The organism is Pseudonocardia sp. ZF1 (genome assembly GCF_056835605.1).
Window position 1 is genome coordinate 2803287 of record NZ_JAJNBY010000001.1, and the last position, 25258, is coordinate 2828544.

Genomic DNA, 25258 nt, shown 5'->3' on the forward strand with positions numbered 1-25258 from the left:
CGCAGGAGGAATGCCGACGTGACGGACTTCTACGACGTCCTGCACTCCCGCCGCGACGTCCGCACCGGCTTCCGGCCCGACCCGGTCGACGACGAGGTCCTCACCCGCGTCCTGCAGGCCGCGCACGCCGCCCCGAGCGTCGGGTTCTCCCAGCCCTGGGACTTCGTCCTGGTTCGCGACGCGGGCGTCCGCGAGCGCGTGCACGCCCTCGTCTCCGCCCAGCGCGACCGTTACGCCGCGTCGCTGCCCGCCGCCCGTGCCGAGGCGCTGCGCGCGATCCGGGTGGAGGCGATCCGTGAGACCCCGCTGAACGTCGTCGTGACCGCCGACGCCACCCGCGGCGGCCGGCACACCCTCGGTCGCCACGAACGCCCCGAGATGGGCCCGTACTCCGCCGCGCTCGCGGTGCAGAACCTGTGGCTGGCCGCCCGCGCCGAGGGCCTCGGGGTCGGCTGGGTGTCGTTCTTCGGCGACGACGGTCTCACCGAGCTCGGCGCGCTGCTCGGGCTCCCCGCGCACGTCGAGGTCGTCGCCTACCTGTGCGTCGGCCACGTCGACGCCTTCCCCGACCGGCCCGAGCTGGAGCAGCACGGCTGGGCCCGGCGACGCCCGCTGGACTGGGCGGTGCACCAGGACACCTGGGGGGCCCGCGGGCTGCCCGGCGCCGCGCCCACCGCCCTGCTGGAGTCCACCGTGGACGCCGTCGCACCGGTCGACGGGGTCGCCCGGGCCGCGGCCCGCGACCGGCTCGACCGGATGACCAAGCCGCGCGGCGCGCTCGGCCGGGTGGAGGACGTGGCCGTCGCGCTCGCCGGGATCGCCGGGGCCGAGGTGCCGCCGGTGCCGTCCCCGGCCGCCGTCGCGATCTTCGCCGGCGACCACGGCGTGCACGCCCAGGGCGTCACCCCGTGGCCGCAGGAGGTCACCGCACAGATGGTCGCGAACTTCACCGCGGGCGGTGCGGTGGTGAACGCGTTCGCCCGCCAGCTCGGGGCGGAGGTCCTCGTCGTCGACGTCGGGGTGGCCGCCGAGCTCGACCCGGTGCCCGGCCTGCTGCCCCGCAAGGTCGCCCGCGGCACCGCCGACATGACCACCGGCCCGGCCATGACCCGCGAGCAGGCCCGCGCCGCGCTCGAGCACGGTATCGAGGTCGCCCGCGACCTGGTCGCCGCCGGGAACCGCTGCCTGCTCACCGGGGACATGGGCATCGCCAACACCACCGCCGCGGCCGCGCTGGTGTGCGCGTTCACCGGCGCCGAGCCGGCCGTCGCGACCGGGCGCGGCACCGGCGTCGACGACGAGACCCTGGCCCGCAAGACCGACGTCGTGCGCCGCGCCCTGGAGCTGCACCGGCCCGACCCGGGCGACCCGCTCGGGGTGCTCGCCGCCGTCGGCGGGCTGGAGCACGCGGGGCTGGCCGGGTTCGTCCTGGGCGCCGCCGCGCTGCGCGTCCCGGTGGTGCTCGACGGCGTCATCGCCGGCTCCGCCGCCCTGGTCGCCGCCGCGTTCGCCCCGGACGTCGCCGGCTACTGCCTGGGCGGGCACCGCTCCGCCGAGCCGGGCGGCGCGCTCGCCCTGGACCACCTCGGCCTCGCGCCGCTGCTGGAGCTCGACATGCGCCTCGGCGAGGGCACCGGCGCGCTGCTCGCGCTGCCGGTGCTGCAGGGCGCGGCGCGGGCGATGGCCGACGTCGCCACCTTCGACGCCGCCGGGGTCACGGACAAGACCGGTGGGTGATCCGCTCACCGTCGTCGGGGTCGGCGCCGACGGCTGGGCCGGGCTGCCGGAGACCCACCGCGACGCGCTGCGCGACGCCGAGGTGCTGCTCGGCGGGCCCCGCCAGCTCGACCTGCTGCCCGCCGACGTGGCGGGGGAGCGGCGGGCGTGGCCGTCGCCGCTGGTCCCGGCGTTGCCGGGGATCCTCGACTCCCTTGCCGACCGGCGCGTCGCGGTGCTCGCCTCCGGCGACCCGATGTTCTTCGGGATCGGCGCCACGCTGGCCCGCGTCGCCGGGCCGGACCGGCTGCGGGTGCTGACCCACCCGTCGTCGGTGGCGCTGGCCTGCGCCCGGCTGGGCTGGGGCTCGGAGCACGTGGCGGTGCTGAGCGTCGTCGGCCGCCCGCTCGACGCGCTGCGCCGGGCGCTGGCCCCGGGCGCCCGGCTGGTCGTGCTCTCGGCCGGAGCCGGGTCACCCACCGAGATCGCCGGGCTGCTCTCCGGCGCCGGATGGGGCGGCTCGCGGATGACGGTGCTGGAGCGGCTCGGCGCGCCCGACGAGCGCCGGGTGTCCGCCACCGCCGCGGCCTGGCGGGGCGACGCGGACGCGCTGAACGTCGTGGCGATCGAGTGCGTCCCCGACGCCGGGCTCGTCCCGCCGGGGGAGACGCCCGGCCTGCCCGACGACACCTACGACCACGACGGTCAGCTCACCAAGCGCGAGGTCCGCGCCGTCACCCTCGCCCATCTCGCGCCGCGCGCGGGGGAGCTGCTGTGGGACATCGGCGCCGGGTCCGGGTCGATCGGCATCGAGTGGATGCGGGCGCACCCGCGGTGCCGCGCGATCGCCGTCGAGACCCGCCCCGAGCGCGCCGACCGGGTCGCCGCCAACGCCGCCGCGCTCGGTGTCCCCGGCCTGCGGGTGGTGACCGGTCCCGCGCCGGACGTGCTGGCCGGGCTGGAACGGCCCGACGTCGTGTTCGTCGGCGGCGGGCTGACCCGCGAGGGCGTCCTCGACGCCTGCCTGGCCGCGCTGGGCCCGGGCGGTCGCCTGGTCGCCAACGCGGTCACCGTCCAGACCGAGGCGGCCCTGGCCGCCGCCCACGCCGCCCACGGCGGGGACCTCGTACGGGTGCAGGTCGCCCGCGCCGTCCCCGTCGGCGGCTTCCACGGATGGCGCCCCGCCATGCCCGTGACCCTGTGGAGCTGGAGGAACGTGCTGTGAGGACCGAGCTGTGACGGTGCACTTCATCGGGGCCGGACCCGGTGCGGTCGACCTGCTGACGCTGCGGGCCCGCGACCTCATCGCGGCCGCGCCGGTCTGCCTCTACGCAGGCAGCCTGGTGCCGCCGGAGATGCTGGAGATCTGCCCGCCCGGGGCCCGCACCGTCGACACCGCGCTGATGACGCTCGACGAGATCACGGGCGAGATGGTGCGCGCGCACCGGCACGGGCTCGACGTCGCGCGCCTCGCCTCGGGGGACCCGTCGGTGTTCTCGGCGATGGCCGAGCAGATGCGCCGCCTGGAGACCGAGGGCGTGCCCTACGACGTGTGCCCCGGCGTCCCCGCCTACGCGGCGGCGGCCGCGGCCCTGGGCCGCGAGCTCACCGTCCCCACGGTCGCCCAGACCGTCACCCTCACCCGGATCGCCGCGCGCGCGACCCCGATGCCAGAGAACGAGGGACTGGACAAGCTGGGCTCGGCAGGCGGCACCGTGGTGCTGCACCTGGCCGTGCACCGGATCGCCGAGGTCGTCGACGCCCTGGCCCCCTCCTACGGCGGCGACTGCCCGGCCGCGGTGGTCGCACACGCGTCGCGTGCGCACGAGATCGTGCTGCGTGGGACCCTGGAGCAGATGCCCAAGGCCGTCGACGAGGCCGGGATCCAGCGCACCGCCGTGATCATCGTCGGGGAGGCGCTGGCGGCCCGGCACTTCCCGGACTCGCACCTCTACAGCTCGGACCGCTGCCGGAGCTGAGGCCCGACCGTTCGCCCTCCGCTCGCCGCGCGCAGCCGGGATCTCGGCGCGCAAAGATCATCCGATGCGTCTGCGCATGGCCCACTTGATACGCCCGATCGGTGGATCGGATCCGTGTAGGAAGGGGAGCCGTGCACATCAGGAGTGTCGTCACCGGGGTCGCGGCCGCGGTCGGGATCGCGCTGGCCGGTGTCGTCGCCGCGCCCACGGCGGCCGCCGCGCCCGCCCCACCGACCGGGTGCCCGCAGATCGAGACGATCGCCGTGCGCGGCAGCACCGAGGCCCAGGGCGGCGGCAGCATCGCCGGTCCGCTGGCGTCGTCGATCCAGTCACGGTCGGCACAGACCGTCCGGACCCACGACCTGGTCTACCCGGCGACGCTGAGCAACTACGCGAGCAGCGTGCGCCAGGGGGTGTCCGCGCTGCGCAGCCGGCTGTCGTCGACGTCGTCGCAGTGCCCGTCCACCCGGTTCGTGCTGATCGGGTACTCGCAGGGCGCCCAGGTCGTCGGGGACACCCTGGCCGGCGGGGGCGTCCCCGGAGCCGACCGCATCCCGGCGGTGGTGCTGTTCGGCGACCCGACCTTCAACGGCCGTGAGAGCTACGACACCGGCAGCTACTCCGCGGCCCGCAACGGCGTGTTCCCGCGCTCGCGCGGCGCGCTGTCGGCCTACGCGTCGTCGATCCGCTCCTACTGCAACGCCACCGACAACTTCTGCCAGAACGGGGCGAGCGGCGCCGGCCACTACCGCTACGCGAGCGACCGCACCGCCGCCACCACGTTCGCCCTGGGGCGGATCGGGGGCTGACCCGGCTCAGTAGTCCTCGTGCCAGGCCCGGCCGTCGCGCTCGATCAGCGCGGTGGCCGAGGCCGGGCCGTGGCTGCCCGCGGTGTAGGGGCGGGGCCGCTGGTCGGTGGCCTCCCAGGTCCGCAGGATCGGCTCGGCCCAGCGCCAGGCGGCCTCGATCTCGTCGCGGCGCATGAACAGCGTCGGGTTGCCGCGCAGCACGTCCATGAGCAGCCGCTCGTAGGCGTCGGGCAGCCGGTCGCCGAAGGTGCGGGCGAAGCTCAGGTCCAGCGGCGCCGGGATCGGGCGGATCCCGCCGGGTCCGGGCTGCTTGGCCGTCATGTGCAGGCGGACGCCCTCGTCGGGCTGCAGCCGCAGGACGAGCCGGTTGGCCGGGATCTCCTCGCCGAACGCCGGGAAGATCGAGTGCGGGACCGGCTTGAACTGCACCACGATCTCCGACGCGTGCGTCGCCAGTCGCTTGCCGGTGCGCAGGTAGAACGGCACCCCGGCCCAGCGCCAGTTGGCGACCTCGGCGCGCAGGGCCACGAAGGTCTCGGTCGAGGAGCGCTCCCGCTCGCGCGGGGTCCCGGCGCGGGACTCGGCCAGCTCGGTGGCGTAGCCGGGCACGGCGGTGCCGTCGACGAGGCCCTCGGCGTACTGCCCGCGCACGGTGTCGCGCACGACGTCGGGACCGTCGAGCGGCCGCAGCGACTGCAGGACCTTGAGCTTCTCGTCGCGCACGCCCTCGCCGTCGATCTTGGCCGGCGGCTCCATCGCGACCAGGCACAGCAGCTGCAGCAGGTGGTTCTGCACCATGTCGCGCAGCGCGCCGGAGCCGTCGTAGTAGTCGGCGCGGTTCCCGACGCCGATCGACTCGGCGACGGTGATCTGCACGTGGTCGATCTGCGAGGCGTTCCACAGGGGCTCGAACAGGGAGTTGCCGAAGCGCAGGACCAGCAGGTTCTGCACCGTCTCCTTCCCGAGGTAGTGGTCGATCCGGTAGATCTGCTCCTCGGCGAAGACCGAGCCGACCTCGTCGTTGATCGCCTGCGCCGAGGCCAGGTCGGTGCCCAGCGGCTTCTCCAGCACGACGCGGGTGCGGTCGTCGACGATGCCGGCGGCCGCGCTGCCGACGCAGATCCGCCCGAACAGCTGCGGGGCGGAGGCGAGGTAGAGCACCCGGGTGCGCCCCGGGGAGGGCGCCCCGATCAGCTCCGACAGCAGCGACCAGTCGTCGTCGGCGACGTCGAGGGTCACGTGGTGCAGCCGGTCCAGGAAGCGGTGGTGCTGCGCGTCGTCGGCGCAGGCGTCGGGGCCGGCCCAGCGCGGCGCGGTGCGCCGCAGCTCGGAGTCGACCTTGTCGCGGTAGCCGGGGTCGTCGAGCCCGGATCGGGACACGGCGACGATGCGGGTGTCGTCGGCGAGCTGGCCGTCGCGGTCGCGGAGGTAGAGCGCGGGCAGCAGCTTGCGCATCGCGAGATCGCCGGTGCCGCCGAACACGACGACGTCGGCGGGGTCCATGACGGGAAGGGGGTGCGGCACGAGCCGTCTCCTCGGTAAGCGAACGGGTTCGGGTCGAGCGGTGCCAGGGCCCGCGTGACGGGGCACTTCCGCACTGTACCGATTCCGTTCCGCTCGCGAAAGGCGGAACGGCCTCGGTCAGGCGAGGCGGCCCGCCCCGTCCGACGGCGTGCCCGGGAACACGACCGGCTCGGCCCAGCCGCGCTGCGCGAAGGCCTCCCGCACCGAGGCGGTGACCGCGGCCGCCCCGTCGGCCTCGACCAGCGCGATCACGCAGCCGCCGAAGCCGCCGCCGGTCATCCGCGCGCCGGTCGCGCCGCCGTCGCGGGCCGCCTCGACGGCCACGTCGACGTGCGGGACCGTGATCTCGAAGTCGTCGCGCATCGAGGTGTGCGAGGCGTCGAGCAGCGGCCCGATCGCCCGCGGGTCCGCGCCGCCCGACAGCAGTCGCACGGTCTCGACGACCCGGGCGTTCTCGGTCACGATGTGCCGGGCCCGGCGCCGGATCCGCTCGTCGGCGATCCGGGGCAGGTCGTCCGGGCCCGCGTCCCGCAGGGCCGGGACGCCGAGGGCGGCGGCCGCGGCCTCGCAGTCGGCGCGCCGGGCGCCGTACTCGCCCGAGGCGTGCGCGTGCGGCGCCCGGGTGTCGACGACCAGCAGCTCCAGGTCGTGCGCCGGCAGGTCGAAGGGGACCAGCTCGACGGTGTCACCGCGGGTGTCGAGGAACACCAGCCGGCCGGCGCGCCCGTGCATCGAGGCCATCTGGTCCATGCCGCCCGTGGGGGCGCCGACGAACTCGTTCTCCGCGCGCCGCGCGATCCGGGCCAGCGTGGTCGGGTCGACGTCGGCCCCGGCGAGCCCGGCGAGCGCGACGCCGACCGCGCACTCCACCGCCGCCGACGACGACAGCCCGGCCCCGACCGGCACGTCGGAGTCCAGCTCCAGCTCCACCTCGCCGACGGGGTAGCCGGCCTCGCGGAACGCCCAGCAGGTCCCGGCCACGTAGGCCGCCCAGCCGGGCACCTCGCCGGGCACCAGCGACGCCGCGGAGAACTCCACCGGGGCGCCCGGCTCCTGCACCGACCGGACCCGGCTGCGGCCCCCGGCCGCGGGCGCCGCGGCGACGACGGCCCGGTGCGGCAGCGCGAAGGGCAGCACGAAGCCGTCGTTGTAGTCGGTGTGCTCGCCGATCAGGTTGACCCGCCCGGGGGCGAACCAGACCCCGGTCGGGGCTGCCCCGTGACGGGTGGCGAAGGCGTCGGCGACGGTGGACATGGCGGCTCCGGTCGAACGAGGGTGCTGGTCGGGAGGTGGGTGCGCGGCGGTGGCCGGGGGCGCGGGCACGGTAGCCGACCCCCGCACCGGCGGGCCGGGCCCCGGGGGCACGATGGCGGCCGTGACCGATGTCCATCACCGCCTCGACGCGGACCTGGCCGACCCGGTGACCTCCGCGCTGCGCGGACGGCTGAGCGGGTTCGGTGCGGTCCGGGGTGCCGCGGTGCGCTTCGACCCGGAGGTGTCGCCGTTCGCGGCGCTCCCGCTCGACGCCGACGGGCACGGCAGCGGCGGGGACTGGGCCGACCTCGCGGCGCTCTGCGCGCCGGGCAGCGAGGTCGTGGTGGTGCGCGCCGCCGCCGGGCCGCCGCGGATCCCGGCGGGCTGGGAGCTGCTGCGCGCGTTCCCCGGGGTGCAGATGGACGGCGGCGCGGTGCCGGGCGCGGCCGCGGACGACCTCGTCGAGCTGGGGCCGTCGGACCGGGCGGAGATGGCGGAGCTGACCGGTCGTACCCGGCCCGGGCCCTGGCTGGCGCGCACCGCCGAGCTGGGCCGCTACCTCGGCGTCCGCCACGACGGCCGGCTGGTCGCGATGGCGGGGGAGCGCATGCGCATCGGCGGCGACGGCGCCGCCGGGGCGACCGAGATCAGCGCTGTCTGCACCGCGCCGGAGTTCCGGGGCCGGGGGCTGGCCCGCCGCCTGGTCGACGCCGTCGCCGCCGGGATCGTCGCCCGCGGCGAGCGCCCGGTGCTGCACGCGGCCGCGGACAACCGCGGCGCGATCCGGCTCTACGAGGCGATGGGGTTCACGCTGTCGCGCACGATGCGGTTCGACCTGCTCCGCGCGCCGCACCGCTGAGCGGCTCAGGCCGACAGGGCGGCGTCGACGGAGCCGGGGGAGAGCACCTCGTCGAGCACCAGGATCGCGCAGCCCATCACGCCCGACCGCCCGCTGAGCAGGCCCGGCTCGATGCGCAGGTTCTGGGTGGCCGCGGCCATCGAGCGCCGGTAGATCGCCTCCCGCACGCCCGCGACGAGTGGGTCGAACGCCCCGACCAGGTCCCCGCCGATCGCGACCAGCGCGGGGTTGACCAGGTTCACCGCGGCGGCGAGGACCTCGCCGAGCCGGCGCCCGGCGATGCGCACCAGCCGCACCGCGTCCGGGTCGCCCTGCTTGACCAGGGCGACGACGTCGGCGATCGCGGTGACCGGCTGCCCGCACTCGGCGAGGTCGCGCACCAGGGCGCGGCCCGAGGCCAGCACCTCCAGGCAGTCGATGTTGCCGCAGCCGCAGCCGATGCCCGGCCCGTCGTGGACCGGGGTGTGCCCGATCTCGCCGGCCGCGCCCCAGGCGCCGCGCTGCAGCACCCCGCCGCAGACGAGCCCGGCGCCGACCCCGGAGCCGATCTTGACCATCAGCAGGTCGTCGACGTCGGGGTGGGCGTCGTGCTCGGCCAGGGCCATGACGTTCACGTCGTTGTCGACCAGCACCGGGGCGGGGAAGCGGGCGGTGAGCAGCGGCGGCAGCGCGATCCGCTCCCAGCCGGGCAGCGCGGGGACACCCACCGACCAGCCGCGCGCGCCGTCGACGGTGCCGGGGATCGACAGCCCGATGCCGCGGATCGTGGCGTCGTCGACACCGGCGGTGAGCAGCAGCTTCTCCAGCCGGATGACCGCCTCGGAGAGCAGGTGCTCCGGCCCGGCGGAGGCGGGGATGTCCACGACCTCCTCGGCGAGCACGGCGCCGGACAGGTCGCACACGGCGGCCTTGGACCGGCTGACGCCGACCGACAGCGCCAGCACGGTCCCGCCCGCGGCGTTGAACTCCAGGCGCGCGGCGGGCCGTCCGCCGGTCGCGGCGGCGCCGACCACCTCGGTGACCAGGCCGTCGGCGAGCAGCCGGTCGACGCGCGCGGCGACCGCGGTCCGGGACAGGCCGGTCTCGCGACCGATCTCGGTCCGGGTCCCGGCCACGCCGTCCCGGACCAGCCGGAAGATCTCGCCCGCCGTGGCGGGCGCGCTGGTCGGGGTGCGTCCTCGCATTCGTCCAGTGAACCACAGGGCTTCGACCTGGTAAAACGCTGATCGGGTCTCGCTAACGTCTTGTGAGTACATAAGTCAGTCGGTAGAGTGCTTATCGAACGGTTCGCCACGCACCCCACCACCTGGAGATCGACGTACCGTGACCGCTTCCGTGCCGCTGCACCCCGTCGTCGACGCCGTCACCCGGCGGGTCACCGCCCGCTCGGCCACCACCCGCGCCGCCTACCTCGAGCGCATCCGCGCTGCGGCCGCCGCGGGGCCCGCGGCCGGTCCCGGCCGCGCCGACCTCGGCTGCGCCAACCTCGCCCACGCGGTCGCCGCGTGCGGGCCGGACAAGCTGACCCTCACCGCGTCGCCCGCCCGCAACATCGGCATCGTCACCGCCTACAACGACATGCTCTCGGCCCACCAGCCGTTCGAGACCTACCCCGGGCGGATCAAGGCCGCGGCCCGTGCCGCGGGCGGGGTCGCCCAGGTCGCCGGCGGGGTCCCGGCCATGTGCGACGGCATCACCCAGGGCCGCGCCGGCATGGAGCTGTCGCTGTTCTCCCGCGATGTCATCGCTTTGTCCACCGCCGTCGCGCTGAGCCACGACATGTTCGACGCCGCGGTGCTGCTCGGGGTCTGCGACAAGATCGTCCCCGGGCTGGTGATGGGCGCGCTGTCCTTCGGGCACCTGCCGGTGCTGCTCGCACCCGCCGGTCCGATGACCTCGGGCCTGCCGAACAAGGAGAAGGCCCGCGTCCGGCAGGCGTTCGCCGCGGGCGAGGCCGACCGCGCCGAGCTGCTCGAGGCGGAGTCGGCCAGCTACCACGGCCCGGGGACCTGCACCTTCTTCGGCACCGCGAACTCCAACCAGCTGCTGATGGAGGTCATGGGCCTGCACCTGCCGGGGTCGTCGTTCGTCAACCCCGGCACCGCGCTGCGCGACGCCCTGACCGACGAGGTCGCCCGCCGCGCGCTCGACGCCGCGGGTGACCCGGACAAGGCGATGGGTGCGGTCGTCGACGAGAAGGCGGTGGTCAACGGGATCGTCGCGCTGCTGGCCACCGGCGGCTCCACCAACCACACGATGCACCTGGTCGCGATGGCCGCCGCCGCGGGCGTGCAGATCACCTGGGACGACTTCTCGGACCTGTCCACCGTCGTGCCGCTGCTGGCCCGGATCTACCCCAACGGCACGGCGGACGTGAACCACTTCCACGCCGCCGGCGGGACGGCGTTGCTCATCCGCGAGCTGCTCGACCACGGCCTGGCCCACGACGACGTCCGCACCGTCGACGGCCCCGGCCTGTCCCGCTACACCCGCGAGCCCTTCCTCGACGGGGACACCCTCGTATGGCGTGAGGGCACCACGGAGAGCCTGGACAAGTCGGTGCTGCGCTCGGTCGCCGACCCGTTCTCCCCGGACGGCGGGCTGCGCGTGCTGCACGGCAACCTGGGCCGCTCGGTGGTCAAGACCTCCGCCGTCGAGCCCGACCACCGCGTCGTCGAGGCGCCGGCCGTGGTCTTCGACGACCAGGACGACCTGCTGGCCGCGTTCGCCGCGGGCGAGCTCGACGGGCGGGACCTGGTCGCCGTCGTCCGGTACCAGGGACCGCGCGCCAACGGCATGCCCGAGCTGCACAAGCTGACGCCCGCGCTGGGGCTGCTGCAGGACCGCGGGCACCAGGTCGCGATCGTCACCGACGGCCGCATGTCCGGCGCCTCGGGCAAGGTGCCCGCCGCGCTGCACGTCACCCCGGAGGCCGCGCAGGGCGGACCGCTGCGGAACGTGCGCGACGGCGACCCGGTACGCCTGGACACCCTGAACGGCACCCTGTCCCTGCTGGTCGACGCCGACGAGTTCGACGCCCGCGAGCCCGCCCGGCCCGCCGGCCCGTCCGGCCCGACGACCGGCACCGGACGTGAGCTGTTCGCGGCGTTCCGCGCCGCGGTCGGACCCGCCGACACCGGTGCGACCGTCGTCCTGCCCCACTGAGGGACCGGTCGAGAGACCGTCCCGTCCGAGAGGAACCATGAGCGAGAAGCTGCTGGAGCTGGCCCCCGTCGTCCCCGTCGTCGTGCTGCACGACGCCGCGACGGCCGTCCCGCTCGCCCGTGCCCTGGTGGACGGCGGGCTGCCGGTCATCGAGGTGACCCTGCGGACCCCGGCCGCGCTCGAGGCCGTCCGCCGGATCGCGGCCGAGGTGCCCGACGCGGTCGTCGGCACCGGGACCGTCCGCACCCCCGACGACGTCCGCGCCTCGGTCGACGCGGGCGCCCGCTTCCTGGTCAGCCCCGGTGCGACGCCGCGGCTCCTCGACGCGATGGAGGACTCCGGGCTGGACTTCCTCCCCGGCACCGCGACGATCTCGGAGATGATGGCCGTCGCCGAGCGCGGCCACACCGCCTGCAAGTTCTTCCCCGCCGAGGCCGCGGGCGGGCGCCCGTTCCTGGCATCGGTCGCCGGGCCGCTGCCGGACCTGCGGTTCTGCCCGACCGGTGGGATCACCGTCGACTCGGCACCGGGCTACCTGACCCTGCCCAACGTCTCCTGCGTCGGGGGCTCCTGGCTCACCCCGGCCGACGCCGTCGCCGCGGGGGAGTTCGACCGGATCCGCGGTCTCGCCGCGGCCGCCGCCGCGCTGGGCTGACGGCGCGGGACCACGAGCACGGCCCTGGCCGCCGCCACGGCCAGCAGGAGGTAGACCAGGATCAGCGCCCACCCGGCGATGTCGCTCATCGCGTCATCGTGCGCCCGCGGCGACACCGACGGGCCGGGTCCTGACGCGATCCTGACGCCCGGGGACGGCACGAGGGGGCCGCCCCCGGGCGTCCGGCGAGGAGGTGGCGAGCGCCTCGAACGGGCTGACGCGGGGGCCCGGGACCGTTAGGATCCCGTTCCGGTGTGCCGGGAAGTCTGGTCGGCGAGCGCTGCCCCCTGCCCTCCCGACCTCCCCGGAGCCCCGTGAACACCACCCCCGCCCCCGCCGCCTGTTCTCCCGCGGTTCGTGGGCACAGGCCCGTCGCGTCGCCGACGTGCTGCGCACCGAGACCGTCGGCGGCGTCCTGCTCGTCATCGCGGCCGCGGCGGCGCTGCTGTTCGCCAACTCGCCCTGGCGCGACGCCTACACCGCGCTCGCCGGGTTCACCGTCGGCCCCGCCGCGCTGCATCTGGACCTGTCGCTCGCGACCTGGGCCGCCGACGGCCTGCTGGCGATCTTCTTCTTCGTCGTCGGGCTGGAGCTCAAACGCGAGTTCCTGGCCGGGGACCTGCGCGACCCGCGCACGGCGCTGCTGCCGGTCGCGGCGGCCGTCGGCGGCATGGCGGCGCCCGCGCTGATCTATGTCGCGATCAACCTCGCGAACCCCGACGCGCTGGTCGGATGGGCGATCCCGACCGCCACCGACATCGCGTTCGCGCTCGCGGTGCTCGCCGTCATCGGGACCCACCTGCCCACCGCGCTGCGGACCTTCCTGCTGACCCTCGCCGTCGTCGACGACCTGCTGGCCATCACGATCATCGCGGTCTTCTACACCGACCGGCTGTCGGTGCCCGCCCTGCTCGGCGCCCTCGTCCCGCTGGCGCTGTTCACCCTCGCGGTGCAGCGCGGGATCCGCTCCTGGTGGGTGCTGCTGCCGCTCGCCGCCATCACCTGGGTGCTCGTGCACGAGTCCGGGGTACACGCCACCGTCGCCGGTGTCCTGCTCGGCTTCGCGGTGCCGGTCCTGGGGCGCCGCCGGGTGCACGGGGTGTCGCTGTCGGAGCACTTCGAGCACCGCTGGCGCCCGTTGTCGGCCGGGTTCGCGGTGCCGGTGTTCGCGTTCTTCGCCGCCGGAGTCACGGTGGTCGGCGGCGACGGTGACGGCGGTGGGTTCGGCGCGGCCCTGGCCGACACCGTCACCCTCGGCATCGTCGCCGGCCTGGTGGTCGGCAAGACCGTGGGCGTGCTCGGCTCGACCTGGCTGGTGCAGCGGTTCACCCGGGCCGAGCTGTCCGACGACCTGTCCTGGTGGGACCTGCTCGGTCTCGCCCAGCTCGCCGGGATCGGTTTCACCGTGTCGTTGCTGGTCGGTGAGCTGGCGTTCGGGACCGGCACCCCGCAGGACGACCACGTCAAGATCGGGGTGCTGTCCGGCTCGCTGCTCGCGGTGCTGCTGGCGACGGTGGTCCTGCGCTCCCGCAACGCCCACTACCGGCGTCTGCAGGAGGTCGAGACGCGCGACGACGACGGTGACGGGGTGCCGGACGTCTACCAGGAGGGCGAACCCCGCCGGGACGGCTGAGCGCCGGCTCAGCGGTGGTCGGCGCGGGCCGCGGCGTGCCGCACCGCGGCCGGCGAGAGACCGCGCCGCCCGCGGTCCCAGTCACCGGTGTCCGGGCGCACACACGGCAGGGCGTGCACGAAGCTGCGGGCCGGTCCGCCGTCGGCCGCGGTCCCGCCGTGGGTGCGCATCCGCAGCGGCTCGCGGGTCGGGTCGATCGGGTTGAGGCAGCGCTCGCACAGCGCGTCCCGGATCACGCGGCCCACCGCCCGGCCGGGACGACGGTGCCCGCGGGGACACACGCCGCGACGTGCACGACGGCCTCGCGCCAGGTCACCTCGCCGGCCGCATCGGCCGACTCGATGTGGGACAACCGGTAGACGCGCTCGGTCGCGGCGTCGACGGGGGCGTAGCAGCGCTCGCAGAGCTGGATCATCGGGCTCGACCTCGCGGCTCTCTCTCGGGATCGGACGGCCAGGGTCTACCCACCGGCCATCGTCCGGACACCGGAACGTGACCGGCGCCGCTGTGTGGGCCGCCCCACCTGACCTGCGGCGTCGTCATCGGTGAGCGGGCGGGCGGTGTCGCGGCGGGGAACGGCGGGGGCCCCGTCCTAGACTCGGCGGTTCCCCGTACCCGACCGCTCCGGGAGTTCCTCCGTGCGCTTCGTGCACGCCGCCGACCTGCACCTCGACAGCCCGCTGCGCGGCCTGTCGCGGCTCGGCGACTCCGGGCTCGCCACAACGCTGCGTGCGGCGACCCGGCGGGCCTGCGAGAACCTCGTCGACGCGGTCGTCGACTCCCGGGCCGAGGCGCTCGTGCTGCCCGGTGACGTCTACGACGGCGACTGGAAGGACTACGCGACCGGCGCGTTCTTCGTCCGGCAGCTCTCGCGACTGCACGACGAGGGCATCCCGGTGTTCCTCATCAGCGGCAACCACGACGCCGAGTCCGAGATCACCCGGTCGCTGCGGCTGCCGCCCAACACCCACCGGCTCTCGGTGGACGCGCCCGAGACCGTCGTCGACGACGACCTCGGCCTCGCCGTGCACGGCCAGGGCTTCGCCCGCCGCGCGGTGCTGGAGAACCTCGTCCCCGCCTACCCCGACCGGATCCCCGGTCTGGTCAACGTCGGCATGCTGCACACCTCCGTGCAGGGCGACGACCGGCACGACACCTACGCCCCCTGCCGCCCCGAGGACCTGTCCGGCTGCGGCTACGAGTACTTCGCCCTCGGCCACGTGCACGAGCAGCGCGCCGTCTGCGACGGCCCGCACCCGGCCTGGTTCTCCGGGAACCTGCAGGGCCGCCACCCGCAGGAGCGCGGCGCGAAGGGCGCCCTGCTCGTCGACGCGGCCCCCGAGCGGTGGGCGACGGTCACCCCGCTGGTCCTCGACGTCGCCCGCTGGGAGCTCGTCGAGGTCGACATCGCCGGGCTCGGCGGCGCGGACGAGGTCTACGAGGCCGTCGAGTCCGCGCTGCGTGAGCGGTGCGCCGCCGCCGCGCCGCGCACCGTCGTCGCCCAGGTGACGCTGCACGGCGCCGGGCCGGCCGCGACGGACCTCACCTCGGCCGAGGGCGTCCGCACCGAGCTGGAGCTGCTCGCCGAGCGCTGCGGCGCGGTGCTGGAGAAGGTCCGCAACCGCACCCGCCCGCCCGCCGGGGCGCTCGCCGTCGACCCGGAGCTGACCGCCGCGGTGTCCGCCGCCGCGGCCGGTCTGGCCGCCGACCCGGACCGCATCCGCGAGCTCGCCGCCCCGCTGGAACGCGAGGTCGGCCGCCGGCTGCGCGAGGCGGGCCTGCTGGACCTGCGCGACGACGAGCGCCTCGCCGCGCTGGCCCGCCAGGCCGAGCAGCAGCTGCTGGCCCGGATGGCCGGGTCGTGAGCACGACCGCGCGGCTGCGCACGCTGGTCCTGGAGCGCTACGGCGCCTACGAGGGCCGCGAGCTGACCCTCGGCGACGGTCTGACGATCGTGTCCGGACCCAACGAGGCCGGCAAGACCACCCTGCTCGACGCCCTGTCCGACCTGCTGTGGGGGATGCCCCGCCCGGTGCGCCACGCCTACGCCGTCGGCCCGTCGCGGCTGGCCGTCGCGGCCCGGGTCGCCGGTGCGGGTGCGGCGGGGGCCGAGACCGTGCTGCGCCGCACCACCCGCGGCCTGCACGACGACACCGGCGCCGTCGCCGACCCGCCCTGGGGCGAGTCCGGTGCCGACGCCCGGCGCCGCTGGCGGGAGGGGTTCGGGCTCGGCCACGAGGAGTTGCGCGAGGGCGGCCGGGCACTGTGCGCGGGGGAGGGGGACCTCGCCGAGCTGGTGTTCACCGCCCGCAGCGGCCGCGACGCCCGCGCCCTGATCGCCGCGCTGGACACCGAGGCCGACGCCCTGTTCAAGGACCACCGGGGCAACCGGTCGGTCGAGGTGCGGGCGGCGTTCGCCCGGTTCGCCGAGACCGAGAAGGCCGTGGGGGAGCGGGTGTCGCGGGCCGGTGAGGTGACGGCGCTGGCCGAGGAGATCGCCCGGCTGGAACGCCGCGCCGCGGAGCTGACCCGCACCCGTCGCGGGGCGGCGGGGGCGGCGGACCGGGCCCGGCAGGCCGTCCGCGGCCAGGAGCCGGCCCGGGAGCTGGCCGCGCTGCGCGCCGAACGCGCCGCACTGTGCGCGACCGGCGCCGCCCTCGACGCGGCCTCGCTGGACGAGTACACCCGCGCCACCGCCGCGCTGGCCGACGCCGAGACCGCCCGCGACGAGCACCGCGCCACCGCCGACGCACTGCGGGCCCGCCGCGCCGAGCTCGACCTCGACGAGGACCTGCTCGCCGACGCCACCCGGGTCCGCGAGCTGGAGTCCGCCGCCCAGGCCCGCCGCGGCGACGCCGAGCGGGCGGCCCGGCTGCGCGCCGACGCCGCCGAGGCCCACCGCCGCGCGGAGACCGCGCTGGCCGGGCTGGTCGCCGAGGACGGGCGCAGCCCCGCCGACCGGCTCGCCGCCGTCCACCTGCCGGCCGACCGGGCCCGCGACCTCGACGAGCACGCCCGCCGCCTCACCGAGGCGATCGCCGAGCAGGCCCGTGCGGAGCGGCTGCACACCGACGCGCTCGCCGAGGTCCGCGAGGTGGCCGACGTCCCGGGCGGTCTCGACGCCGACCGGGTCGGCCGGGTCGCCGAGGTCCGCCGCGCGATCGAGGCCGAGGGGTCGGCCGCCGCGCTGTGCCGGGCCGCCGTCGCCGACGGCGACGCCGCCCGCAGCCGGCGCGCCGAGGCGCTCGTCGCGGCCGGGTACCGCGGCACCTCCGACGGCCCCGCCGTCGACGGTCGCGGTGTGCTGGCCCCGCCGCGCCGCGAGGTCCGGGAGCTGCGGGCCGCACTGCGTACCGCCGAGCAGGACCAGCGCGGCGCCGAGCGGGCCGCCGCGGACGCCGCGGACCGCGCGCACCGCGCCCGCGCCGCCCGCGACGGGGTGGCCGCCGACGGCCGCCCGGTCGGCGCGGACGCGCTCGCCGCGGCCCGCGCCGCCCGTGACGCCGCGCTGGAGCAGCTGCTCGCCGCGGGGCCGGGCGGCGCCGCCGCGGCCGCGGGCAGGCTGTCCGCCGCGCTCGCCGGGGCCGACCGGGTCGCCGACGACATGATCGCCTCCGCGGACCGGGTCGCCGAGCTGGCCCACCGGGACGCGGAGCTCGACACCGCCGACGCCGAGGCCGCCCGCACCGCGGCCGCCGCCGCCGCGGCCGGTGAGCGCACCGCCGCCGCGGCCGCTGCCTGGGCGACGCTGTGGCGGGCGCACGGCGTCGCCGTCCCGGACCCGGACGACGCCGACGCCGTCGTCGCCGCGCTGGCCGAGGCCGCCCGCGCCGAGGACGACGCCGCCCGCGCCGACGAGCGCCTGGCCCGGCTGCGCGACCAGGCCGAGGTGCAGGAACGGGCGCTGGGCTCCGCGCTCGCCGCGGCCGGGCGCCCACGCGACGGCGCCCCGCTGGACGTGCTGCTCGTCGCCGCCGCCGACCTCGCCACCGAGGCCGAGCACGCCCGCGACCGGCGGGTGCTGCTGGCCCGGCTGCGCAGCGAGGCCGAACGCGCCGGGGGAGCGGCCGACGCCGCCCGCCACGAACGGGAGCTGGCCACCCAGCGCTGGCGGTTCGCGCTGCGCGGCGCCGGTCTGCCCACCGATCTGGAGCCCGCGGGCTGGGACACCCGCCGCGACACCGTCGCCGACGCCCGCACCGCGGGGGCGCTCGCCCGCCAGGACGACGAACAGGCCCGCCGTCTGGAGCGCGCCGTCGCCGCCCACGGACGGGCGGTCGTCGCGCTGGTGGAGCGGCACCTGGAGCCCGCACCGACCGGTACCGCGTCCGCGGACCGGCTCGGCGAGCTCGCCGACCGCGTCCGCGAGGTCACCAAGGCCGCGGTGTCGGCGGGCCACCTCGACGACGGCATCACCACCGCCGAGGACGACGCCGCCCGCGCCGCCCGCAGCGCGGCCGCGGCCACCGCGGTGCTGGACCGGCTCGCCGTCGAGCTGGCACTGACCGAGGCCCCGGAGCCGGGCGGGCTGGAGGCCGCGGCGCAGCGCGGCGCGCACGTCGCCGTGCTCGACACCCGCATCGCCGAGCAGGAGCGGCTGCTGGCCGCCGCGGCGCCCGACCTCGACGCGGACGAGCTGGTCGCCGCCGCCCCGGACACCGAGCCCGGTGCGCTGACCGAGGCGCTGGACCGGGCGCAGGCCCACGAGCGCGAGCTCGGGGCCGAGCAGGACGAGGTGCGTGAGCAGCTGGGCGGGCTGCGGGCCCGGCGCCGCGAGCTGGAGGAGGCCGAGGGGGCCGCCGAGCTGTACGCCCGCGCCCAGTCCGAGCTGGCCGGCGTCGCCGACGCCGCGGAGCGCTACCTGGTGCTGCACCTGCAGCGCGAGATCCTGCGTCGCGAGCTGGAGGCCTACGAGCGCAGCCACGCCTCCCCGCTGCTGGTCCGCGCCGGGGTGGTGCTCGAACGCCTCACCGGCGGCCGGTTCGTCGCGCTGCGGCCCCCGGCCGAGGCGGGCGGCGCCGGACGCAGCCTGGTCGCGGTGCGCGCCGACGGCGAGGAGCTCGCCCCGACCCGGCTCTCGGAGGGCACCGCCGACCAGGTGCACCTCGCGCTGCGCCTGGCCGGGATCGAGCAGCTGCAGGCCGACCGGGTCGCCGCCGGGCTGCCGACGGTGCCGGTCGTGTTCGACGACGTCCTCATGACCTTCGACGACGAGCGCGGCGCCGCCGCCGTCGCCGTGCTGGGGGAGCTGGCCGCCACCGCGCAGGTGCTGCTGTTCACCCACCACGAGCACGTCGTCGGGCTCGCCCGCGACGCGGGCGTCCGGTTCACCGTCGCCGAGCTGGGGCCGCCCGCCCCGGTCGAGGTCGTCGGCGACGCCGACACCGCCCGCGCCACCCCGCTGGCCGGCTGAGCGGAGCGATCACGGAGACTCACCGACGTGGACGCGTGCGGTGAACGGTTCGTGATCGTCAGCGGCGACTCCCGGGCCGAGGTCGACGAGGTCGGGGCGGCGCTGGCCGGGTTCTCCCAGGGCGGCCGGGTCCGGGTCGAGCCGCACCCGCCCACGGCCCGCCCGCCGAAGGGCTCCGGCGCGGTGCTCGCACCCTGGCCGAACCGGGTCCGCGGCGGCGCCTGGACCCACCGCGGGACCCGCAGGCAGCTCGCGTTGACCGAGCCGGACGCCGGCAACGCCATCCACGGCCTGCTGCGGCACGTGCCCTGGACCCCCGTGGAGCGGGCGGGGGACCGGATCACGCTGACCGCCGTCGCGCCGGTGCAGCCAGGCTGGCCGCAGCCGGTGCGGGTCACGGTGACCTACGCCGTCGGCCGCGACGGGCTCACCGTCACCACGGTCGTGGAGAACCTCGGGGACGCGCCCGTCCCGTTCGGCCTCGGCTTCCACCCGTACCTGCGGGTCGGTGACGTGCCGACCGACGAGCTGGAGCTGACCCTGTCCGCGCGGACCGAGCTGCCGCTGCGCGACCAGCTCCCGGACGGCCCGGCACGGCCGCTGGACGGAGCGGTCTCCCGGACCCGGCTCGCCGGGCTGGTCCTGGACAGCGCGTTCGGCGGCTGCACCCCCGGCGACGGCCCGGACGGCGGCGCCGACGGCCGGGTCCGGCACCGCGTCGGGTCCCGGGACGGCGGCGGCACCGAGCTGTGGGCCGACGCGGCGTTCGGCTGGGTGCAGGTCTTCACCCCGTCGGACTTCCCGCGCCAGGGCCCGGACGGAGCCGTGACGCCGTCGCGGGCGATCGCGGTCGAGCCGATGACCTGCCCGCCGGACGCGCTGAACTCGGGCACCGACCTGATCGAGCTCGTCCCCGGCGAGTCGCAGGTCCTGCGCTGGGGTGTCCACGCCACCGGGTGATCCGGATCATCCCCGGAGCGGAACACCGGAGAGGTCGTTGAACGCTCTACCTTCTGTGACTGCCCAGACCGCTTCCCCGGTGCTCCTGCCCCGCCTCGACGAGGCCGGCCGCGCCGCCCTGTTCACCGAGGCCCGCACCGCCAACACCTTCACCGACGAGCCCGTCACCGACGAGACGCTCCGCGCGGTGTGGGACCTGGCCCAGTGGCCGCCGACCGCGGCCAACACCCAGCCGCTGCGCGTGACCTTCGTCCGCAGCGACGAGGGGAAGCGGCGTCTGCTGCCGCTGCTCGCCGAGGGCAACCGGGCCAAGTCCGAGGCCGCCCCGGTCGTCGCGATCCTGGCCGCGGACCTCGACTTCCACGAGCACTCGGACACCACGTTCCCGGTCAAGCCCGGCTTCCGCGAGGGCCTGGAGTCCCAGGGCCGTGCGGGCCGCGAGCCGATGGCGCGGTTCAACGCCTCGCTGCAGATCGGCTACGTCCTGCTCGCCGCCCGCGCGCACGGCCTCGCCACCGGCCCGATGGCCGGCTTCGACGCCGACGCCGTCACCGAGGAGTTCTTCCCCGGCGGCCGGCACCGCGCGCTGCTCGTGGTCAACCTGGGCCACCCCGGCCCGGACGCCTGGCACCCGCGGCTGCCCCGCCTCGACGCCGCGGACGTGCTCGACTTCGCCTGAGCGCGCCACGACCGCACCGACGGGGGCGTCCGCACAGCGGGCGCCCCGTCGGCGTCGGAGCTCACCCGCAGGTCTGCAGCGCCGCCAGCAGGCTCGACGCCCGGTCGTCGACGTCCTCGGCGCGCATCTCGTTGGTGAGGAAGGAGAACCCGAGCCCCCGCTCGGGCCAGGCACCGTGCCGCCCGCCGCCCGCGCCGGAGTGCCCGAACGCGACCGGCTCGGGTCCGTAGGTCCCGATCGGGTCGGCGAGCTCGAAGCCGAGGCCGAACCGCAGTGGCCGGTCGTTGACCGCATCGGTCCCCTCCGACCAGGTCCGGGTGGCCCGGGCCAGCGCCGCGGCCGGTACCGGGGAGGCCCCCGGTACCGGGCCCGACGGGCACAGCGCCGCGTAGAACCGGGCCATCGACGGCGCGCTCGCCAGGCCGGCCCCGGCCAGCCCGCCGGACCGGTGGTAGGCGCCCGTGTTCGGCAGGTCCGGCTCCTCGAGCAGCGTCCGGTACATCCGTTCGACGAGTCGTCGACGCCGCGGGTCGGTGAGGAACGTCGAGATCCGGTAGTCCGGGTCGCGCACGATCCGCGCCGGTCCCGGTGGGGCCGCACCCAGGAACACCCGGGCACCGGGGACCTGCGTGACCAGGTCGCGCACGACCGCACGGGGGTTCCGCCCGGTGACCCGCGCCAGCAGCTCCGCGGTCATCGCCCCGTAGGTCGTCGGGTGGTAGGCGACCGCCGTGCCCGGCTCCCACAGCGGCTCCTGCCGGGCGAGCACCGCGGCGCACGCCCGGTCGTCCCACCGGTCGTCCCCGACCGGCTCGGGGTCGGGGTACAGCAGCCCGACGGTGTGCGAGAGCACCTGGCCGACGGTCACGCGCTCCTTGCCGCCCGCAGCGAACTCCGGCCAGTACCGGGCCACCGGAGCGTCCGGCTCCAGCCGGTCGGACACCGCGGCGCAGGCGGCCGCGGTCAGACCCTTGGTGCCGGAGAACAGCACCGCGACCGTGTCCGCCTCCCAGGGCCGTCCGGTGGCGGGGTCGGCGAGCCCGCCGTGCAGCTCGACGAGCACCTCCCCGTCGCGGACCACCGAGAACGCGACGCCGGCACGGCTCCCGGCGAGCACCGCGGCGAAGGCGTCCGCGACGGCGGAGTACCCGGGCGCGACGGTGCCCCGCATCCCCCCGCTCATCGGACCGCCGCCATCGACGGCGTGTGCGCCAGCAGCTCGCGGGTGTAGTCGTTCGCGGGGTTCGACAGGACCTCCTCGACGGTGCCCTGCTCGACGATCCGGCCGCCCTGCAGCACCGCGATCCGGTCGGCCACCTCGCGGGCCAGGGCGATGTTGTGGGTCACGAACACCATCGCCGTGCCCAGCTCGCGGCGGACCAGGGCGAGCAGGTCCAGGATCGCGGCCTGCACCGACACGTCCAGCGCCGAGGTGACCTCGTCGCACACGAGCACGTCCGGTGCGGTGACCAGGGCCCGCGCGATGGCCGCACGCTGTCGCTCGCCTCCCGAGAGCGACCCCGGGTAGCGCGCCGCGAACGACTCGTCGAGCCGTACCTGGCGCAGCATGTCCAGGACCCGGGCCCGGCGGGTGCCGGCGTCGGCGTCGGTGAGGTGGCGCAGCGGCACCTCCAGCGACCCGGCCAGGGTCCGGCGCGGGTTCAGCGACGCGAACGGGCTCTGGAACACGTACTGCACGCTGCGCAGCTGGGCGTGGGACCGCGGGGTGGCCAGCTCCTCGCCCTTGAGCGTCAGCGTCCCCGCGTCGAGCGGCAGCAGCCCGGACAGCCCGCGGGCCAGTGTGGTCTTCCCCGAGCCGGACTCGCCGAGCAGCATCAGGCACTCGCCCGGCCACAGTTCCAGGTCCACCCCGTCGAGGACGGTGGTCGCGCCGTAGCGCTTCCCGGCGCCGGACACCCGCAGCACCGGCTCGCCGCCCGCGTCGCCGCTCGGGACCGGGGTCCGCTCCACACGCCGGTCCAGGTCGGGCACCGCGGCGATCAGGCCCCGCGTGTACGGGTGCTCGGGGGCGGTGAGCACCCGGGCCACCGGCCCGGTCTCGACGACCTCCCCGGACTGCATGACCGCGACCCGGTCGGCCAGCCCGGCGACGACGGCGAGGTCGTGGGTGATATGGAGCGCCGCCGTCCCCGAGCGGGTCACCAGCTCCCGCACGGTGTCCAGGACGAGGTCCTGGGTGGTGACGTCGAGGCCGGTCGTCGGCTCGTCGAGCACGACGACGTCGGGCCGGTTCGCGAACGCGGCCGCGATCCCGACCCGCTGCTGCTGCCCGCCCGAGAGCTGGTGCGGGTAGCGGGCCAGGAACGCGTCGTCGTCGGGCAGGCCGACCTCGGCGAGGACCTCCCGGACCCGGCCGGTGACGTCGCCGTCCCAGGAGTGCGCCTCCAGCACCTCGGCGACCTGGGTGCCGACCCGCAGCAACGGGTTCAGCGACAGCGCCGGGTCCTGCGGCACGTAGCTGACCAGCCGGCCGCGGACCCCGCGCAGCGTGACCGGGTCGAGCGTGAGCAGGTCCTCGTGGGTCTCGGTGTGGCCGTGGAACGCCATGGTGCCGCCGGTGTGCGCGAGCCCGGTCCGGAAGTGGCCGAGCGCGGCCAGTGCCGCCGTCGTCTTCCCGGAGCCGGACTCGCCGACCAGCGCGAGGATCTCGCCCGGGGCGACCGCGTAGTCGACACCGTGCAGCACCTCCCGCCCGCCGGTGGTGGACACGCGCAGGCCCGTGCAGCCGATCGTGGGTGTCGCGGTGGCGGTCATGCGCCCTCCCCGGTGGTGTCGGCCGACTCCTTGGCGAGGGCGTCGGTGATCATGTTGGTGCCGACGGTGAGGACCGCGATGGCCAGCACCGGCAGCAGGACGCCCCAGGGGGCGACGATCAGCGCGATCCGGTTCTCGTTGATCTGCAGACCCCAGTCCGCGGCCGGCGGCTGCACGCCCAGACCGAGGAACGACAGCGAGGCGATGTAGCCGATCGAGTAGGTCAACCGCAGGCCCAGCTCCACCATCAGCGGGCCGGTGATGTTCGGCAGGATCTCGGTGCCGAGGATCCGGCGGCGCGGGACGCCGTACATCCGGGCGGCCAGCACGTAGTCCTGCCCGGCGACCGACAGCGTGGCCTGCCGCGCGACCCGGGCCACCCGGGGGATGTGCGAGATCCCGATGACCAGCACCAGCAGCCAGCCGGACGAGCCGAGCACGGCCACCGCGAGCAGCGCCAGCACCAGCTGCGGGAACGACAGCAGCACGTCGCCGCCCCGCATGATCAGGGTGTCGAGCCGGCCGCCGGAGTACCCGGCGAGCATGCCGGCGACCGCACCGCCGACCAGGCCCAGCGCGGTCGCGGCGAGCGCGTAGAGCAGGACCGGCCCACCACCCGCGAGGAAGCGGGCGACCACGTCGCGCCCGAGGTCGTCGGTGCCGAGGACACCGTCGGAGCTGAACGGGCGGCCGGCGAAGTCGTCGACGCCGAAGCCGGTCAGCAGGGGGCCGAGCGTCGGCCCGAGGAGGGCGACGGCGACGACGACCAGGGTCAGCGCTGCGCCGATCCGGGCCTGGCGGCGCCGGAAGGTGCGCCGGACGAGTCCGGCCGGTGCGGACGCGGCGCCGGAGGTGACGGGGGGACTGGTGACGCTCATCGGGTACCTCCGGCGGTACGGATCCGCGGGTCGGCCAGGATCCCGGCGACGTCGGCGGCCAGGTTGACCACGACGTAGAACGCGGCGATCAGCATCGAGATCGCCTGGACCACCTGCACGTCGCGGTTGTTGACGGCGTCGATCAGCGCCTGCCCGATGCCGGGGTAGCGGAAGAGGAACTCGACCACCACGACGCCGCCGGCCAGCCACGCCAGCTGCAGCGCCAGCACCTGGGCCACCGGCCCGACGGTGTGCGGCACGGCGTGGCGCAGCAGCACCGTGCGTTCGGGGAGGCCCTTGAGCCGGGCCATCTCCACGAACCCGGTGTCGAAGGTCTCCGACAGCGTCGCCCGGGTCATCCGGACGACGTAGGGGATCACGACCAGGGCCAGGGTCAGTACCGGCAGCACGAGCTGCTCGGGCCGGCTCCACACGGGCTCGCCCGGCCGGGCGATCGTGACCGACGGCAGGACCTGCAGCACCGAGGTCGCGAACAGCACCACCAGCAGCACACCGATGACGAACTCGGGCAGGGCGGCCAGCACCAGGCTGCCGCCCGACAGCGCGGAGTCGGTGCGGGTGCCGCGGCGGACCGCGGCCCAGGCGCCCAGCGCCAGCGCGACCGGGGTGGCGACGACCGCGGTCAGCACGAGCAGCACCCCGGACGCCGCGATCCGGCCGCCGAGCAGCTCGGTCACCGGTCCCTGGGTGGCCGCGGAGTAGCCGAGGTCGCCGGTGAGGACGCCGCCCAGCCAGCCGAGGTAGCGCTCCCAGACCGGCCGGTCCAGGCCCAGCTGCTGGGTCAGCGCCGCGACCCGTTCCGGGGTGGCCTGCTGGCCGAGGATGGCGCGCGCCGGGTCGCCGGGCAGCAGCAGCGTCGCCGCGAAGACCAGCAGCGACACCACGAACAGGACCAGGACGCTCACCAGCAGCCGCCGGAGGATCATTCTCGTCACGAG

21 protein-coding genes are annotated in these 25258 nt (G+C 76.4%); 12 read left to right on the forward strand and 9 right to left on the reverse strand.

Features of this window, described 5'->3' with window-relative positions; translation table 11 throughout:
• The first annotated feature begins 18 nt into the window (after positions 1 to 18).
• From cobT to ZF1_RS13725, 4 genes are all read left to right on the forward strand, one after another.
• Entirely contained in the window at positions 19 to 1737 is a 1719-nt protein-coding gene (cobT, locus tag ZF1_RS13710; RefSeq protein ID WP_482637440.1) for a nicotinate-nucleotide--dimethylbenzimidazole phosphoribosyltransferase, read from the forward strand.
• Positions 1730 to 2941, forward strand: a complete 1212-nt coding sequence (gene cbiE, locus ZF1_RS13715) for a precorrin-6y C5,15-methyltransferase (decarboxylating) subunit CbiE (protein WP_482637441.1) — start codon at positions 1730 to 1732, stop codon at positions 2939 to 2941. The genes cobT and cbiE overlap by 8 nt, the downstream gene beginning before the upstream one ends.
• Positions 2942 to 2951: 10 nt before the next feature.
• Entirely contained in the window at positions 2952 to 3695 is a 744-nt protein-coding gene (cobM, locus tag ZF1_RS13720; RefSeq protein WP_482637442.1) for a precorrin-4 C(11)-methyltransferase, read from the forward strand.
• A 131-nt stretch (positions 3696 to 3826) separates the two neighbouring features.
• Positions 3827 to 4504, forward strand: coding sequence for a cutinase family protein (locus ZF1_RS13725; RefSeq protein WP_482637443.1), 678 nt, complete (start codon positions 3827 to 3829; stop codon positions 4502 to 4504).
• Positions 4505 to 4510: 6 nt separating this feature from the next.
• On the opposite strand, the gene zwf is transcribed toward ZF1_RS13725, so the two are convergent.
• Positions 4511 to 6007 (reverse strand): glucose-6-phosphate dehydrogenase, encoded by a 1497-nt coding sequence (gene zwf, locus ZF1_RS13730; RefSeq protein ID WP_226357024.1) that lies wholly within the window; start codon positions 6005 to 6007, stop codon positions 4511 to 4513.
• A 138-nt stretch (positions 6008 to 6145) separates the two neighbouring features.
• Positions 6146 to 7282: a galactokinase gene (galK, locus tag ZF1_RS13735; protein ID WP_482637444.1), complete on the reverse strand. Its 1137-nt coding sequence runs from the start codon at positions 7280 to 7282 to the stop codon at positions 6146 to 6148.
• A gap of 121 nt (positions 7283 to 7403) precedes the next feature.
• On the opposite strand from galK, the gene ZF1_RS13740 reads away from it, so the two are divergent.
• Positions 7404 to 8141 (forward strand): GNAT family N-acetyltransferase, encoded by a 738-nt coding sequence (locus ZF1_RS13740; protein ID WP_482637445.1) that lies wholly within the window; start codon positions 7404 to 7406, stop codon positions 8139 to 8141.
• Positions 8142 to 8146: 5 nt separating this feature from the next.
• Here ZF1_RS13740 and ZF1_RS13745 read toward each other — a convergent pair whose 3' ends face one another.
• Positions 8147 to 9325 carry an ROK family transcriptional regulator gene (locus ZF1_RS13745; RefSeq protein WP_179759918.1) on the reverse strand — a complete coding sequence of 393 codons (1179 nt, stop codon included), beginning with the start codon at positions 9323 to 9325 and terminating at the stop codon, positions 8147 to 8149.
• Positions 9326 to 9464: 139 nt separating this feature from the next.
• On the opposite strand from ZF1_RS13745, the gene edd reads away from it, so the two are divergent.
• The 3 genes from edd (at position 9465) to nhaA (ending at position 13594) form a co-directional block, all read left to right on the forward strand.
• A complete protein-coding gene (edd, locus tag ZF1_RS13750) occupies positions 9465 to 11306 on the forward strand; it encodes a phosphogluconate dehydratase (RefSeq protein WP_482637446.1) in 1842 nt (613 codons plus the stop codon).
• Between the two features lie 37 nt (positions 11307 to 11343).
• A complete protein-coding gene (eda, locus tag ZF1_RS13755) occupies positions 11344 to 11961 on the forward strand; it encodes a bifunctional 4-hydroxy-2-oxoglutarate aldolase/2-dehydro-3-deoxy-phosphogluconate aldolase (RefSeq protein WP_345645266.1) in 618 nt (205 codons plus the stop codon).
• A 385-nt stretch (positions 11962 to 12346) separates the two neighbouring features.
• On the forward strand, positions 12347 to 13594 hold the full coding sequence (nhaA, locus tag ZF1_RS13760; protein WP_482637447.1) for a Na+/H+ antiporter NhaA: 1248 nt from the start codon (positions 12347 to 12349) through the stop codon (positions 13592 to 13594).
• 8 nt (positions 13595 to 13602) lie between these two features.
• Here nhaA and ZF1_RS13765 read toward each other — a convergent pair whose 3' ends face one another.
• Positions 13603 to 13830 carry a hypothetical protein gene (locus ZF1_RS13765; protein WP_179759914.1) on the reverse strand — a complete coding sequence of 76 codons (228 nt, stop codon included), beginning with the start codon at positions 13828 to 13830 and terminating at the stop codon, positions 13603 to 13605.
• On the reverse strand, positions 13827 to 14009 hold the full coding sequence (locus tag ZF1_RS13770; RefSeq protein WP_062394822.1) for a hypothetical protein: 183 nt from the start codon (positions 14007 to 14009) through the stop codon (positions 13827 to 13829). Before ZF1_RS13770 ends, ZF1_RS13765 begins: the two co-directional genes overlap by 4 nt.
• Before the next feature lie 223 nt (positions 14010 to 14232).
• Between ZF1_RS13770 and ZF1_RS13775 the strand changes: the two genes are divergently transcribed.
• From ZF1_RS13775 to ZF1_RS13790, 4 genes are all read left to right on the forward strand, one after another.
• Complete coding sequence (locus ZF1_RS13775) at positions 14233 to 15459, forward strand: metallophosphoesterase family protein (protein ID WP_482637448.1); 1227 nt, start codon at positions 14233 to 14235, stop codon at positions 15457 to 15459.
• Entirely contained in the window at positions 15456 to 19007 is a 3552-nt protein-coding gene (locus ZF1_RS13780) for an AAA family ATPase (RefSeq protein ID WP_482637449.1), read from the forward strand. The genes ZF1_RS13775 and ZF1_RS13780 overlap by 4 nt, the downstream gene beginning before the upstream one ends.
• A gap of 27 nt (positions 19008 to 19034) precedes the next feature.
• Positions 19035 to 19967, forward strand: a complete 933-nt coding sequence (locus ZF1_RS13785; protein WP_073574956.1) for an aldose 1-epimerase family protein — start codon at positions 19035 to 19037, stop codon at positions 19965 to 19967.
• Between the two features lie 79 nt (positions 19968 to 20046).
• The gene (locus tag ZF1_RS13790; RefSeq protein ID WP_346109369.1) at positions 20047 to 20646 is read left to right on the forward strand and encodes a malonic semialdehyde reductase; all 600 of its coding nucleotides are present in this window, start codon (positions 20047 to 20049) and stop codon (positions 20644 to 20646) included.
• 61 nt (positions 20647 to 20707) lie between these two features.
• Here the strand turns inward: ZF1_RS13790 and ZF1_RS13795 are convergent, their stop codons facing one another.
• The 4 genes from ZF1_RS13795 to ZF1_RS13810 are packed head-to-tail and all read right to left on the reverse strand — an operon-like array spanning position 20708 to position 25255.
• Entirely contained in the window at positions 20708 to 21817 is a 1110-nt protein-coding gene (locus tag ZF1_RS13795; protein WP_482637450.1) for a serine hydrolase domain-containing protein, read from the reverse strand.
• Positions 21818 to 21825: 8 nt separating this feature from the next.
• Positions 21826 to 23421, reverse strand: a complete 1596-nt coding sequence (locus ZF1_RS13800; RefSeq protein ID WP_482637451.1) for an ATP-binding cassette domain-containing protein — start codon at positions 23419 to 23421, stop codon at positions 21826 to 21828.
• Positions 23418 to 24299 (reverse strand): ABC transporter permease, encoded by an 882-nt coding sequence (locus tag ZF1_RS13805; RefSeq protein WP_224402555.1) that lies wholly within the window; start codon positions 24297 to 24299, stop codon positions 23418 to 23420. The genes ZF1_RS13800 and ZF1_RS13805 overlap by 4 nt, the downstream gene beginning before the upstream one ends.
• Positions 24296 to 25255 (reverse strand): ABC transporter permease, encoded by a 960-nt coding sequence (locus tag ZF1_RS13810; RefSeq protein WP_482638701.1) that lies wholly within the window; start codon positions 25253 to 25255, stop codon positions 24296 to 24298. Before ZF1_RS13810 ends, ZF1_RS13805 begins: the two co-directional genes overlap by 4 nt.
• Between the last annotated feature and the right edge of the window lie 3 nt (positions 25256 to 25258).

What these genes read in the sequence shown, in the direction of transcription:
- ZF1_RS13805 (WP_224402555.1), bottom strand. Translation starts at nt 24,299, where the DNA reads ATGAGCGTCACCAGTCCCCCCGTCACCTCCGGCGCCGCGTCCGCACCG.
- galK (WP_482637444.1), bottom strand. Translation starts at nt 7,282, where the DNA reads ATGTCCACCGTCGCCGACGCCTTCGCCACCCGTCACGGGGCAGCCCCG.
- zwf (WP_226357024.1), bottom strand. Translation starts at nt 6,007, where the DNA reads ATGGACCCCGCCGACGTCGTCGTGTTCGGCGGCACCGGCGATCTCGCG.
- ZF1_RS13770 (WP_062394822.1), bottom strand. Translation starts at nt 14,009, where the DNA reads ATGATCCAGCTCTGCGAGCGCTGCTACGCCCCCGTCGACGCCGCGACC.
- ZF1_RS13800 (WP_482637451.1), bottom strand. Translation starts at nt 23,421, where the DNA reads ATGACCGCCACCGCGACACCCACGATCGGCTGCACGGGCCTGCGCGTG.
- ZF1_RS13795 (WP_482637450.1), bottom strand. Translation starts at nt 21,817, where the DNA reads ATGCGGGGCACCGTCGCGCCCGGGTACTCCGCCGTCGCGGACGCCTTC.
- eda (WP_345645266.1), top strand. Translation starts at nt 11,344, where the DNA reads ATGAGCGAGAAGCTGCTGGAGCTGGCCCCCGTCGTCCCCGTCGTCGTG.
- ZF1_RS13745 (WP_179759918.1), bottom strand. Translation starts at nt 9,325, where the DNA reads ATGCGAGGACGCACCCCGACCAGCGCGCCCGCCACGGCGGGCGAGATC.